Here is a 13,861-nt window from a genome sequence, read left to right as displayed (position 1 = left end):
CGCTCAGCCGCAGCGCAACGGCGGTGCCCCCTCGCGCTTGTAGGCCACCACGTGGTCGAGTTCGACGCGGATGCCGATCGCCTCGCCAAGGGCGTGGTTGTGGTGCGAGGGCACCAGCGACAGCACCGTTGCGCCGCTGGCCAGCTCCAGCGTGTAGAGGAACTCCGCACCGCGGAAGGCCTTGTGCAGCACCTTGGCGCGGGTCGGGGCGTCGTCGTCGTGCACCACGTCGTCGGGGCGCAGCAGCACGTCCACCGCGCAGCCGCGGGGGCAGAGGTCGCCGTGCTCGGTGCAGCGGATCGGGTGGTCGCTGCGGGCGGTGCCCAGCTCCATGCGCACATGCAGGCCATCCGTCACCTCGCCAGGCAGGAAGGCGCCCTGGCCGACGAAGTCCGCCACGAAGCGGTTGGCCGGCTGGTGGTACAGCTGGTAGGCGCTGGCCCACTGCTGGATGCGACCGTCGCGCATCACGCCGATCTCGTCGGCGATCGCAAAGGCCTCGTGCTGGTCGTGCGTCACCAGCAGTGCGGTGGTGCCGGCGGCCTTGAGCAGCGCGCGCAGTTCACTGCCCAGGCGCTCGCGCAGCTCCACGTCCAGGCTGGAGAAGGGCTCGTCGAGCAGCATCAGCCGCGGCGAGGGCGCCAGCGCCCGGGCCAGCGCGACACGCTGCTGCTGCCCACCCGACAGCTCGTGCGGGTAGCGCTGGGCGGCGTGCGCCAGGCCGACGGTTTCCAGCATCTCGCGCACCCGCCCCTGTGCGTCCGGATGACCGCGCAGGCCAAAGGCGACGTTGGCGGCCACCGTCAGGTGCGGGAAGAGGGCGTGGTCCTGGAACACCATGCCAATGCGGCGCTGCTCCGGCGCGACGTGCCGGCCCACGGTACTGACCACCTGGCCATCGAGCCGGATCTCGCCGCCCAGCACGCCCTCGAAGCCGGCCACCGCGCGCAGCACCGTGGTCTTGCCGCAGCCCGACGGCCCCAGCAGGCAGCCGATCGTGCCGCGCGGCAGGCGCAGGCTGAGCTGCTCGACGACGGTCTTGCGGCCATAGCCGAGCGTGACGGCGTCGAGGTCCAGCCAGGGCTGGGCGAAGGCAGGGGGGGAGGCGATGGTGGTCGGGGCCAGGGCGGACATGAAACGATGATAATCATTCTCAATGAGCACGCCCTCCGTTCCCTTGCCCCAGGCCGTGTCGGGCCGGCTCCTGCCGATGCGTCGGCGCTGGCCCGTCCTGTCCTGGGTGGCGCTGCTGGCGGCCGCCCTGGTGGCGGCGCCGCTGCTGTCGGTGGCCTCCAACGTGTTTTCCGGCGGCACTGGCGGCACCTGGGCGCACCTGGCGTCCACGGTGCTGCCCGACTACATCGCCAGCACGCTCTGGCTCTGCCTGGGCGTGGGCGCGGGTGTGGCGGCACTGGGCGTGGGCTCGGCCTGGCTGGTGACGCGCCACGAGTTCGCCGGCCGCGCCACCTTCGAGTGGCTGCTGGTGCTGCCGCTGGCGATGCCGGCCTATGTCATCGCCTACGCCTACACCGACCTGCTGCAGTTCGTCGGCCCGGTACAGAGCTGGCTGCGCGCCACCTTCGGCTGGACCCGGGCCGACTACTGGTTTCCGGACGTGCGCAGCCTGGGCGGCGCGGTGCTGATGTTCACGCTGGTGCTCTACCCCTACGTCTACATGCTGGCGCGCACCGCCTTCATCGAGCGTGCCGGCGGGATGATCGAGGTGGGCCGCTCACTGGGGCTGTCACCCTGGCGGGCCTTCCTGCGCCTGTCCCTGCCGATGGCCCGGCCGGCGATTGCCGGCGGCGTGGCGCTGGCGCTGATGGAGACGCTGGCCGACTACGGCACGGTGTCCTACTTCGCGGTGCAGACCTTCACCACCGGCATCTACCGCGCCTGGTTCTCGCTGGGCGACCGGGTGGCGGCGGCGCAGCTCGCGATGCTGCTGCTGGCCTTCGTGGTCGCGGTGCTGGCGCTGGAGCGCGTCAGCCGCGGCGCTCGGCGTTACCACGACACCACCTTGCGTCAGCGCGGCGCCCAGCGCCTGCCGCTGGCCGGCGCCAAGGCGGCGCTGGCGCAGCTGGCCTGCCTGGCGCCGCTGGTGGCCGGCTTCCTGCTGCCCGGCGGCGTGCTGCTGCACATGGCCATCACCGAGGGCGATGCCCAGTTCGGAGAGCGCTTCTTCACCCTGGCGCGCAACAGCATGCTGGTGGCGGGCCTGACGGCGCTGCTGGCGGTGGCGCTGGCGCTGCTGATCGGCTATGCCGCGCGCGTGCACCCGGGCGCCGCCACCCGCTGGGCGCACCGCGTGGTCGGGCTCGGCTACGCGCTGCCCGGCTCGGTGATCGCGGTGGGCGTGCTGATCCCGGTGACGCAACTCGACCACCTGCTGGCCGGCTTGCTGTTCGACCTCACCGGGCAGCGCCCCGGCCTGCTGCTGACTGGCAGCATCGCCGCGCTGGTCTATGCCTGCCTGGTGCGCTACCTCACGGCCGCGGTGCAGGCGGTGGACGAGGGCCTGGGGCGCATCACCCCCAGCATGGACCACGCCGCGCGCAGCCTGGGCCTGAGCGCTGTCCAGACCCTGCGCCGTGTGCACGTGCCGATGCTGCGCGGCAGCGCGCTCACGGCGGCACTGCTGGTGTTCATCGACGTCATGAAGGAGCTGCCCGCCACGCTGGTGATGCGCCCCTTCAACTTCGACACCCTGGCCACGCAGACCTACACCCTGGCCTCCGACGAGCGCCTGGCCGAGGCCTCCACCTCCGCGCTGGCCATCGTGGTGGTCGGGCTGCTGCCGATGGTGCTGCTGTGCCGCAGCATCGCCCGGGGGCGTTCGGGCCAGGCCGGCTGATCGGCAGTGGCAGCGCTTCAGCGTGTCACGCCGGCGTGCGCAGGTGGAACACACTCACCACCTTGGCGAGGCGGCTGGCCTGGTCGCGCAGGGATTCGGCGGCGGCGGCCGACTGTTCGACCAGGGCGGCGTTCTGCTGCGTCATCCGGTCCAGCTCGGTGACCGTGGTGTTGATGCGGCCGATGTCACCCGACTGCTCGGCGGTGGCGGACGTGATTTCGTTGATGATCTGCGACACACGCTGTACCGAGGCGACGATCTCGGCCATCGTCCCGCCGGCATCGGACACCAGCTTAGAGCCACCCTCGACCTTCTCGACCGAGCTGCCGATCAGCGACTTGATCTCGCGCGCGGCCTCCGCACTGCGCTGCGCGAGCGAGCGGACCTCGCCAGCCACCACCGCGAAGCCGCGGCCCTGTTCTCCGGCGCGCGCGGCTTCCACCGCCGCGTTGAGCGCCAGGATGTTGGTCTGGAAGGCGATGCCGTCGATCACCGCGATGATGTCGCCGATCTTGCGTGAGCTGGCGGTGATGTCATCCATCGTCGACACCACCTGGGCGACCACCGAGCCGCCGCGTTGGGCCACTTCGGCCGCCGCGGCCGCGAGCTGGTTGGCCTGGCGGGCCGCGTCGGCACTTTGCCGCACCGTGGCCGTGAGCTGACCCATCGACGAGGCGGCCTGCTGCAGGCTTCCTGCGGTCTGCTCGGTGCGGTTCGACAGGTCCAGGTTGCCACTGGCGATCTCCGCGCTGGCGGTGTTGATCCCGTCGGCGCTGGTCTGCACCAGCGTGACCAGTTCGCGCAGGCGCTGCTGGGTCCGGTGCATCTCGCCCATCAGGCCTTCATCGCTGCCCGCCAGCGCCGCATCCGGGCAGAGGTCACCGTCGGCGATGCGGCGCAGCGCCTCCTGGGCTTCGGAAGGGTCGCAGCCGAGGGTGTGGATCACCGTGCGGCGCATCAACCAGAACAGCAGCCCCGCGGCGACCAGCGCCACCAGTGCCACAGCCACCGAAAGGGTCAGCACCTGGCGCGCGTGGGTCCGGGCGGTCGCCTGTGCGGTGGCGGCGGAGCGGCGGCTGGCATCGATCAGCTCCAGCAGGCGGGCCTTGAGTTGGCGCCAGGCCGGGGTTTCCTGGGTATTGAGCGTGTTCGTCGCGGCCGCGGTGTCGTTGCTGGCCAGCGCCACCACCTGCTTCTGGTGCACAGCCTGGGTCTCGCGCAAGGCACTCAGCGCCCTCAGCCTGGGCTCGAACTCGGTCGCGTGGGCAGCGCTCAGGGCGTCGGCGTGCGCCTTCTGGAAGGCCACCTTGGCGGTCTCCAGGTTGTCGAAGGCCTTCCGGTTGGACGGATCGAGCACGATGTTGCGCAGGGCCTGGCCCATCTGGAGGCCCTGCGCGTACATCTCCGACACCCCGCTGGCGATGGCCTGCTCCGTATCGATGCTGCGGTCGAACTCCTTCTGGGTGCGCAGCAGTCCCCACAGGCTGATGGACAGGGCGCAGACGAACAGCACAGCAGGGATGCCCGCGCACAGCATCAAGCGGGTGTTGAATTTCATGACCGATCCTTGAGGTCGTCGAGCTGGCAGGAGACCCGGACGCTGCAGGGCAGGCGGGCGAGGCTGGCGGATCTATCGACTCGGGCGCCCGCCGCTTGACCTGGGCCGCCTGCCGCTTTTGCAATCTGGAGCGGCGATCGGTTGAATTTCGCTGTCGTGCCGCGGGGTCGTTGGTGCGCCCGTTGTTTCCGGGTTCCCCATTCAAGCGCTGCCGATGGGCGCCGAAATCATCGCTGCGCGGTCGGTGTCGGCCGGGTGGTTGGGCCTGCCGTCACGGCCGCAGAGTATCGAGGTGTTCATGTCGTTCAAGTCCTGTCTCGCGCCGGTCCTTGCTGCGGTGCTGGGGTTGGGGGCTGCCAGCACGCAGGCCGCGGAGTTCAGGGTGCTCGTCGTCATGAGCTACGAGGAAGACAACCCCTGGGTCAGGGAGATCCGCCAGGGCATCGACGCGGTGCTGGGCGCGTCCAGCGAGATCACCTACGTCCACATGGACACCAAGCGCGACCCGGCCGGGGGGGCGAAGAAGGCCGAGGAGGCCCACGCGATCTACCAGCGCCTGCAGCCACATGGGGTGATCGCTGCGGATGACGATGCCCAGCGCCTGTTCGTGCTGCCTTACCTGAAGGAGCGGGGGGGTGTTCCCGTGATGTTCAATGGGGTCAATGCCGAACCCGGCCAGTATGGCTATCCGGCCGCCAATGTGTCGGGTGTGCTCGAGCGTGCCCATGTGCACGAGTCGCTCGCCTTCATCAAGCAGGTGGTGCCCACGGTCGAGACGGCGTGCTTCCTGACCAACAACGTGCCTGCCGGTGCAGCGCTGAAGGCCCAGGTGGACCGGGAGAAGGACGGCTACCCGCTGAAGGTTCGCGGCTTCCACCTCGTGGCGAGCCTCGCGGAGTGGGAGAGCATGGCAAGGACCCTGAATGCCGGCTGCGACACACTCTTCGTCGACAGCCTCGAGGGCATCCTCGACGCTGCATCCCGGCCCATGACCAACCGTGAGGTGCTGAGCGTGCTGCGCAAGGGCTATCGGGGCCCCATCCTGGGTGGCAACCGCTATCAGGTCGAACAGGGTGCCTGGGCAGCGGTGGTCAAGACCGGCCAGGAACAGGGTGAGCTGTCGGGCGACATGCTGCTGAAAGCCATGCGCGGGACGGCGGTGGCCCAGCTCCCGGTGACCAAGAACGTCAAGGGGCAGCGGGTGATCAACGTGAGTGCGGTCGAGTCGCACAAGATCGCCTTGCGCCCCGTGGTGATCCGGGGTGCCAGCCTCGTGCGCCAGCAGGACTGAGGGCGACTGCCCAGCACCTACGCCGAACCGCTTGCAGAGACATCCCGCAAAGACATCCTCCATGCCGCGTTTCCCCTCCGGCATCAGCGCCCAGTTGGTGCGCCTGGCCCTGCTCAACGGAGTTGCGCTCGCACTGGTCACGCTGCTCGTCAGCGTCGTGCTGGGCCGGGTGGAGGGCCTCTTTGCGAAGATCGTCGGCGACGAGATGACCAGCGTCATCGAGAACGCCTCGATCGGACGCCGGCTTTCGGGCGTGTTCTCCGAGATCGATCTGGTCAGCCGCAGTTGCCGGGGGGACTCGACCTTCGATGCCGGCGCACGCCAGTTGAGTGCTTCCATCCGTGACATCAGCGGCTCGGTGTCGGACGCCGAACTGGCCGGCACGATGGCGGTGCTGTCGACGTCGACGCGGCAGTTGCTGGAAGACTGTGCGACGGTCGATCGAGTCATCGTCGACGTCAAGCAGCTCGACCGTGCGCTCTTCGCCGAGCTGGCCCGTCTTGAACAGGTGATCGGCCGGCTGATGATCGAGGAGACACTTGCCGGGCGTGGCACCGATCACCTGGATCAGGTCATGGGACTGACCACCGGTCTGCGCGAGACACTGCTGGTGCTCGGCAAGCGCATCGCGGAGCGCGGCCCTGCCGAGGCCGATCCGCGGGCGCCGCGCGACTCGGCGGCTTCACGGGTCGATGACCTGATCCTGCAGACGCAGACGCTGTCGGCCTCTCCCCCGGAGATCGCGCTGATCGGCCGGCGCATGACCGAGGCCGCCAAGCGCTACCGTGGCAAGGTCCAGCAGCTGAACGCTGCCACGACCCGCTTCGACACGGCGCTGCGGCAGAGCCACCAGGCCAAGGACCAGGTGCTCGCCAGCATGAAGCGGCTGGACAAGGGCGCATCGGCCCGGGCGGACAGCGTGCGGGAGGAGCTCAACCGCATCGTGCGCGGGGCGAGCCTCCAGGTCACGCTGCTGTCGTTGGTCGTGGCCGCCCTGTCGGTGCTTGCCATCGTCAGGATCATCCGGCGCCACATCAAGGGGCCGCTGGCCAACGTGCTGCGGCTCATCACGGAAATCCGCAGCGGGGTCGTGTCGTCGCCCGTCGATCGCACCCGGATCGACGAATGGGGCACGATCCAGACCGCGTTGCACGATCTCTCGACCGGGCTCGCGCAGTCGGACACCGACCTTCGCATCAGCCGCGAGCGCCTGGAACTGGCCCTGCAGGGGGCCAACGACGGACTGTGGGACTGGAACCTCGAGACCGGCGCGGTGCACTACTCCACACGTTGGAAGTCCATGCTGGGCTACGCCGACCACGAACTGGCCGACACGCTGGAAACCTGGCGCGAACTCATCGCCGTCGAGGACCGTGATCGCGTCTGGGGGGCCATCGACGACTGCTGTGCGGGCCGGCAGCCCTCCTGCGAGATCGAATTCCGCATGCGCCATGCGGCTGGGCATTGGGTGGACATCCTGTCGCGCAGCACGCTGGCGCGTGACGCCCAGGGACAGCGGCTGACCCCTCTGCGCCTGGTGGGCACCCACGTCGACATCTCGGAGCGCAAGCGGGCCGAGGATCAGCTCCGCCGGGCGGCCAGCGTGTTCACGCATGCCCGGGAAGGCATCATGATCACGACGGCGCAGGGCAAGATCGTCGATGTCAACAATGCCTTCACCCGCATCACGGGCTACGAGGGCGACGAGGTCCTGGGCGCAACGCCGAGCCTGCTGAGCTCCGGGCTCCACGCACCTGAATTCTTTGCCGCGATGTGGCAGGACTTGCTGAGCAAGGGCCACTGGCATGGCGAGGTCTGGAACCGGCGCAAGGACGGCGAAACCTATGCCGCGCTGCAGACCATCAGCGCGGTGCGTGATGCCCAGGGTGAAACGCGCCAGTATGTCTCGCTGTTCTCCGACATCACCGCGCTCAAGACGCATGAGAAGCAGCTCGAGACCCTGGCCAACTTCGACGCGCTGACCTCGTTGCCCAACCGCATGCTCCTCGCCGACCGATTGCAGCAGGCGATGGTCCAGGCGCGGCGCAGCGCACAGCAGGTGGCGGTGCTGTACCTGGATCTGGATGGATTCAAGGAGGTCAATGATCAACATGGACATGAGACCGGCGACCGTCTGCTGATGGCCGTGGCCGGGCGCATGCGTCAAGTGCTGCGTGCGGGCGACACGCTTGCGCGGCTGGGTGGTGACGAATTCGTGGCCGTCCTGCTCGATGTGGCCGATGTGGCCACGGCAGCGCCCATGGTGTCGCGATTGCTGGCGGCCTGCTCCCAGCCGACGCACCTCGGCGCGCAGTGCGTGCAGGTCTCCGCGAGCATCGGGGTGACTTTCTACCCGCAGGCCGACGATGTGGACGCCGACCAATTGCTGCGCCAGGCCGACCATGCGATGTACCAGGCCAAACTGGCCGGCAAGAACCGCTTTCACGTGTTCGATACCGAGCAGGACCGCCACGTGCGTGGACACCACGACAGCCTCAAGCGCATCCGCAAGGCGCTGGAGGCGCGGGAGTTCGTGCTGCACTACCAGCCCAAGGTGAACATGCGCAGCGGTGAGGTGGTCGGCGCCGAGGCGCTCATCCGCTGGCAGCACCCGCAGCGGGGCCTGCTGGCCCCGGCCGAGTTCCTTCCCGCCATCGAGGACGACCCCATGTCGGTGGACCTCGGCGAGTGGGTCATCGACACCGCGCTCGCGCAGCTTGGCGCCTGGCACGCCGAGGGGCTTCGTATCGGTGTGAGCGTCAATGTCGGTGCCCTGCAGCTGCAGCAGCCGGATTTTGTCGAGCGTCTGCGCACGCTGCTGGAGCAGCACCCGGCGGTCAACCCGAGCCATCTGACGCTGGAGGTGCTCGAGACCAGCGCCCTGGTCGACCTGCAGCGTGTTTCCGAGGTCATCGAGGCCTGCCGGGCGATTGGCGTCATGTTCGCCCTGGACGACTTCGGGACAGGCTATTCGTCCTTGACCTACCTGAAGCGCCTGCCGGTCACCCAGATCAAGGTCGACCGCAGTTTCGTGCGAGACATGCTCGACGATCCTTTCGATCTGGCAATCCTGGAAGGTGTGCTCGGATTCGCCAGCGCCTTCCGCCTCGAGGTCGTGGCCGAGGGCGTCGAGACCGAAGCCCATGGCAGCCGGCTGCTGCAGCTGGGTTGCGAACTCGCCCAGGGATTTGGCATCGCCCGCCCGATGCCGGCCGAGCGGCTGCCGACCTGGGCGACGACCTGGCGATCCTGCCCCGCCTGGAGTGCCGCTGCGCAGCGGGCGCCAGTTCCTGCGGGCGATGGCGCGCTGGCTGAGCGGCGGCAGTCGGTGCCGCGTATCCCGGCAACCGCCAGCTGAGCTGTCCCACCCTGCGCAGCAGGTCGCCCTCTGCGGGTCACTTCCAGCCGGCGCGGTCGAAGGCCTTCTGGGCGGCGGAGGTGAACCTGGCGATGTCGCCGATCGGCATCGCGTCGGCCTTGAACGTGCCCAGCGACTCCAGCTCGCGGTTGGCCGCCACGGCGCCCTTGACCACCGGCCATTCGTTGTTGCCGTTGGCGAAGTAGCCCTGCGCCTCGTTGCTGGCCAGGTACTCCAGGAACTGGACGGCAGCGGCACGGTTGGGCGCGTGCTTCAGCACCCCGGCACCGGAGACGTTGACGTGCGTGCCCCAGCTGGCCTGGTTGGGCCACACGATGCCGACGGCGCGCATCGCGGCCTGCTCGTCCGGCTTGGTGGAACGCATCATGCGCACTACGTAGTAGGTGTTGGAGATGGTCACGCCGCATTCACCAGCGGCCACGGCCTTGATCTGGTCGGTGTCACCGCCCTTGGGCGCGCGGGCGAAGTTGGCCACCAGGCCCTTCGCCCAGGCCTCGGTCTTCGCCTCGCCGTCGTGGGCGATGAGCGCGCCGCCCAGCGACAGGTTGTAGGGGTGCGAGCCCGAGCGCATGCAGACCTGGCCCTTGAGCGCCGGGCCGGCCAGGTCCTCGTAGCTCTGCACCTGCTCGCGTTTGACGGCCACCTTGTTGTAGACGATCACCCGGGCGCGGGTCGAGAACGAGTACCAGGTCGGCGTGCGCAGGTTGGCCGGCACACGCTCCTCCAGCAGCCTGGAGGACACCGGCTGGAACAACCCCATCTGGTCGGCCACCTGCAGACGGGATGCATCGACGGTGATCAGGATGTCGGCCGGGCTGGCGGCGCCTTCGTTGCGGATGCGCTCGACCAGCTCGTCCTCCTTGCCGTCGATGCGGTTGAGCTTGATGCCGGTGGCCTTGGTGAAATTGGCGTACAGAGCCTCGTCGGTCTGGTAGTGGCGGGCAGAGTAGATGTTGAGCACCTTCTCCTGGGCCACGGCGGCCGGAGCAGCAACCGCCGCGATCAGCGCGGTGACCAGGGCAGCGGGGGCCGCGAGGGTGAAGAGCGAACGACGGGGCATGGCAGGGATCCGGGGCAAGGGAGGATGGCGCATGGCGATGCGAACGATTCGCGCATATTAACAAGAATCGTTCGCATTGTTTCACCGGAACGCACCGGATTGACCTGCCGCAAGTTGGCTGGGTCTGCCTCTATTCGGAGGGGCGAGGTCAGATGCCCCGGGCGCGATCGGCCTTGAACTGCGCCTGGAAGGCCGCGAAGCCGCCAGCGTCCAGCGCCTCGCGCACTTCCTTCATCAGGTTCAGGTAGTAGTGCAGGTTGTGGATGCTGGTGAGCATGGGCCCGAGCATCTCGCCGCAGCGGTCCAGGTGGTGCAGGTAGGCGCGGCTGAAGTTCTGGCAGCAGTGGCAGGCGCAGGTCTCGTCCACCGGCCGCTCGTCGTTCTTGTAGCGGCTGTTGCGCAGGCGCAGGTCGCCAAAGCGGGTGAAGAGGTGGCCGTTGCGCGCGTTGCGGGTAGGCATCACGCAGTCGAACATGTCCACGCCCGCGGCCACGCCGTCGACCAGGTCCTCCGGCGTGCCCACGCCCATCAGGTAGCGCGGCTTGTGCGCCGGCAGGCGGTGCGGGGTGTGCGCCATGATGCGCAGCATCTCGTCCTTGGGCTCGCCCACCGAGACGCCGCCCACTGCGTAACCGGGGAAATCCAGTTCGACCAGCGCGTCGAGCGACTCCTGGCGCAGGTGCTCGAACATGCCGCCCTGCACGATGCCGAACAGCGCATTCGGGTTGGCCAGCCGCGCGAACTCGGCCTGCGAGCGTTTGGCCCAGCGCAGGCTCAGCTCCATCGAGCTGCGCGCTTCCTTCTCGGTGGTGATGTGGCCGGAGCCCTTGCCACCTTGCCAGTACGGCGTGCACTCGTCGAACTGCATGACGATGTCGGCGTTCAGCACCGTCTGGATCTGCATGCTCACCTCGGGGGTGAGGAAGAGCTTGTCGCCGTTGACGGGTGACGCGAACTTCACGCCCTCCTCGCTGATCTTGCGCATGTCGCCGAGCGACCAGACCTGGAAGCCGCCACTGTCGGTGAGGATGGGCTTGCTCCAGCTCTCGAAGCGGTGCAGGCCGCCGAACTGCGCCATCACGTCCAACCCGGGGCGCATCCAGAGGTGGAAGGTGTTGCCCAGGATGATCTGCGCGCCCATGGCCTCCAGGTCGCGTGGCATCACGCCCTTGACGGTGCCGTAGGTGCCCACGGGCATGAAGATCGGCGTCTCGACGACGCCGTGATTGAGCGTGAGCCGGCCGCGCCGGGCGTGGCCTTCGGTGGCCAGGAGGTCGAATGTCAGCATGGCGCGATTGTCGCCGCCGGGCGGGCCTCAGGTCCGGCCTGGTCAGGGCAGTTGGCGCAGCCACTCCAGCTTGGCGGCGTAGCGCCGGCGCGCCTCGGGGCTGGTGCCGAGCTGCTCGGCTTCGGCCAAGTGGCGGCGTGAGGCCTCGCGCTCTCCCAGCCGGAACAGCGCGATGGCCAGCGCATGGTGTACCTCGGGCTGGTCGGGGTTGCGCTGCAGCTCCCGTTCAAAGTGGTTCACGGCGGCAGCGGCGTTGCCTTCGCCCAGGGCGGCCAGGCCGCGCTCGTAGGCGGCCAGGGGCGGATCGGGCTCCAGGCGGGCCAGTTCCGCGGCCATGGCGTCGGCCCGGGCGAGGTCGCCCTGGCGGCGCAGCGCGACGACCAGGTTGGACAGGGTGGCGAGATCCGCAGGCGCCAGCCGCCGGGCCGCCTCCAGGGTGGCCACCGCCTCGGCCCGGGCACCGCGCCGCCCGTAGGTAACGCCCAGCGTGCGGTAGGCCGGGATGTGGCCGGGGTCGGCGCGCAGGGCGGCGCGGGCGTGGGCATAGGCGTCGTCCAGCCGGCCGTCGGCCAGGTGCTCGGCGGCGCGGTTGTTGAGGTACATCGCCAGCACCCGTGCCTCGTCGATGGGCTGGACCCGCCGGCGCTGCAGGTCCTCGGGTGGCAGGAAGTCGACGATCAGCTCGTGCTGCACCAGCAGGCGCCGGTCGGCGGAGGCCGCCGCGCCCAGCCGCAGGTTTACGTGCTGACTGCCCAGCAGCAGCGCGCCGCGGCGGCTCCATTGGAGATCGGCCTCGACGAGCTGGAAGGTCACCTGCAGGTTCATTTCCCGCGCCAGCGCCGCCGTCATCAGCACCAGCGACAGGCAGTTGCCGGCGCGGGCCTCGAAGGCCTGCGCAGCCGTGCGGGTGCGGCTGCCGTCGTACTCCAGGCGCAGCTTGCCGTCGCGCTGCAGGGCTTCGAGCAGTGCGCGCTCGCGCTGGGCGGCACGGGGCTGCAGGCCGCTCTCGCTACGCAGGAAGTGGCGCATCGGCTCGCTCAGCGCCAGCAGCGCGGCCGTGTCCGGCACCGGCGCGCGGGCCTCGAACCAGGCGTCGTGGAACAGGGACTCGGGCCTGGGGGGCGGTGCCTGGGCGCAGCCGGCCCAGCCGCCGCAGGCCAGGGCCAGCGCCGTGCTGGCCAGCAGCCGCAACAGGCGGCTCGAGCCGTCGCTCGGGCAGCTTGCTGCTGCCGCCGCTGCTGTGGTTGGACTGCCGCAAATTCCCAGGATGCCGCGCATGACCCACCTCCAGGTGGCAGCCCGCGCCCCCCGGGCTGTCCGCAGCCGCCAGCGTAGGGCGCCGCCGCGCCGTTGACAAGATCAGCAGCCGATGTCGATGCTGGTGGCGATGCCGCGGCGCGCCTGCAGGCCTGGCCAAGCTGGACCACAATGCGATGTCGAGTACACCTGCCCCGCGCAGGATCTCGGCAGTGCTGCCCCGCAACTTCCAGCCAGGAGCGCGTCCATGCAAGGCGACCCCAAAGTCATCGAGCACCTGAACCGGCAGCTCAAGAACGAGCTCACCGCCATCAACCAGTACTTCCTGCACTACCGCATGCTGAAGAACTGGGGTTTCAACCGTCTGGCCAAGCACGAGCACGACGAGTCCATCGAAGAGATGAAGCATGCCGACCTGCTGATGGACCGCATCCTGATGCTCGACGGCCTGCCCAACCTGCAGGACCTGGGCAAGCTGCTCATCGGCGAGACCGCCGTCGAGATGCTGCACTGCAACCTGAAGATCGAGCAGGGCGCGCAGGCCGACCTCAAGGAAGGCATCGCTTATTGCGAAAGCGTGCGCGACTTCGTCTCGCGCGGCGTGCTGCAGCACATCCTCGATGACACCGAGGAGCACATCGACTGGTTGGAGACCCAGATCGGCCTGGTGGACAAGGTCGGCGAGGCCAACTGGCTGCAGTCGCAGATGGGCGAGGCGAGCTGACCGGCCAGTTCCGGTGCCGGCAGATGCGGACGCCTTTCCCCATCCCGGGGAGGGACATCGGTGTTCGACTTGTTGATGAGAATAATTCTTATTAAAGTCGATCCCATTGTGCGGCTTGGTCCCGCCCCCAACCGAGTGATGGAACCATGATCGTCTGCGTCTGCCACCGAGTCTCCGACCGCGACATCGCCCGCGAGGTGCGCAGCGGCTGCGATTCGTTCGAGGATCTGCAGCGGGTGCTGCATGTGGGCACGCGCTGCGGGCAATGCCTGTCGCATGCCCGGGCGGCCTTCGAGACCGCCGCAGGCGCTTGTGGGGGCACCTGCCCCTGCGATGGCGCCGCCCGGCCCGCGTCGGCGTTGCTGATGGCCTGCGTGGCCTGACCCAGGGCCGGGGCCAGCAGCGGGCCCCAACCGCTGTCGACAAGCCCCGCCAGCACTGCGACCGGTT

At 69.1% G+C, this 13,861-nt stretch carries 10 protein-coding genes; 5 read left to right on the top strand and 5 right to left on the bottom strand.

Annotation, left to right across the window (positions count from 1 at the left end; genetic code table 11):
- Positions 1–3: 3 nt before the first annotated feature.
- The gene (locus NGK70_RS20050; RefSeq protein WP_251970241.1) at positions 4–1,134 is read right to left on the bottom strand and encodes an ABC transporter ATP-binding protein; all 1,131 of its coding nucleotides are present in this window, start codon (positions 1,132–1,134) and stop codon (positions 4–6) included.
- Positions 1,135–1,156: 22 nt separating this feature from the next.
- Between NGK70_RS20050 and NGK70_RS20045 the strand changes: the two genes are divergently transcribed.
- Positions 1,157–2,854 carry an ABC transporter permease gene (locus tag NGK70_RS20045; RefSeq protein WP_251970240.1) on the top strand — a complete coding sequence of 566 codons (1,698 nt, stop codon included), beginning with the start codon at positions 1,157–1,159 and terminating at the stop codon, positions 2,852–2,854.
- Positions 2,855–2,879: 25 nt separating this feature from the next.
- Here NGK70_RS20045 and NGK70_RS26515 read toward each other — a convergent pair whose 3' ends face one another.
- A complete protein-coding gene (locus tag NGK70_RS26515; RefSeq protein WP_310742546.1) occupies positions 2,880–4,412 on the bottom strand; it encodes a methyl-accepting chemotaxis protein in 1,533 nt (510 codons plus the stop codon).
- A gap of 298 nt (positions 4,413–4,710) precedes the next feature.
- On the opposite strand from NGK70_RS26515, the gene NGK70_RS20035 reads away from it, so the two are divergent.
- Positions 4,711–5,703 (top strand): ABC transporter substrate-binding protein, encoded by a 993-nt coding sequence (locus NGK70_RS20035; RefSeq protein WP_251970239.1) that lies wholly within the window; start codon positions 4,711–4,713, stop codon positions 5,701–5,703.
- A gap of 61 nt (positions 5,704–5,764) precedes the next feature.
- A complete protein-coding gene (locus NGK70_RS20030) occupies positions 5,765–9,061 on the top strand; it encodes a putative bifunctional diguanylate cyclase/phosphodiesterase (RefSeq protein ID WP_251970238.1) in 3,297 nt (1,098 codons plus the stop codon).
- Between the two features lie 37 nt (positions 9,062–9,098).
- Here NGK70_RS20030 and NGK70_RS20025 read toward each other — a convergent pair whose 3' ends face one another.
- The 3 genes from NGK70_RS20025 to NGK70_RS20015 all read right to left on the bottom strand — a co-directional run bounded on the left by NGK70_RS20025 (position 9,099) and on the right by NGK70_RS20015 (position 12,708).
- Positions 9,099–10,142: an extracellular solute-binding protein gene (locus NGK70_RS20025; protein ID WP_251970237.1), complete on the bottom strand. Its 1,044-nt coding sequence runs from the start codon at positions 10,140–10,142 to the stop codon at positions 9,099–9,101.
- 148 nt (positions 10,143–10,290) lie between these two features.
- On the bottom strand, positions 10,291–11,430 hold the full coding sequence (gene tgt, locus NGK70_RS20020) for a tRNA guanosine(34) transglycosylase Tgt (RefSeq protein WP_251970236.1): 1,140 nt from the start codon (positions 11,428–11,430) through the stop codon (positions 10,291–10,293).
- A gap of 42 nt (positions 11,431–11,472) precedes the next feature.
- Positions 11,473–12,708, bottom strand: a complete 1,236-nt coding sequence (locus NGK70_RS20015; RefSeq protein ID WP_251970235.1) for a tetratricopeptide repeat protein — start codon at positions 12,706–12,708, stop codon at positions 11,473–11,475.
- A 226-nt stretch (positions 12,709–12,934) separates the two neighbouring features.
- On the opposite strand from NGK70_RS20015, the gene bfr reads away from it, so the two are divergent.
- Both bfr and NGK70_RS20005 read left to right on the top strand, forming a co-directional pair.
- A complete protein-coding gene (gene bfr, locus NGK70_RS20010) occupies positions 12,935–13,411 on the top strand; it encodes a bacterioferritin (protein ID WP_251970234.1) in 477 nt (158 codons plus the stop codon).
- A gap of 146 nt (positions 13,412–13,557) precedes the next feature.
- The gene (locus NGK70_RS20005) at positions 13,558–13,794 is read left to right on the top strand and encodes a (2Fe-2S)-binding protein (RefSeq protein WP_251970233.1); all 237 of its coding nucleotides are present in this window, start codon (positions 13,558–13,560) and stop codon (positions 13,792–13,794) included.
- Positions 13,795–13,861 lie beyond the last annotated feature (67 nt).

Origin of the sequence: Sphaerotilus microaerophilus, assembly GCF_023734135.1 — a bacterium.
GTDB lineage: Bacteria > Pseudomonadota > Gammaproteobacteria > Burkholderiales > Burkholderiaceae_C > Sphaerotilus > Sphaerotilus microaerophilus.
Note: the sequence above shows the minus strand (reverse complement) of the source record. Positions and strands in the feature narration are given on the sequence as shown.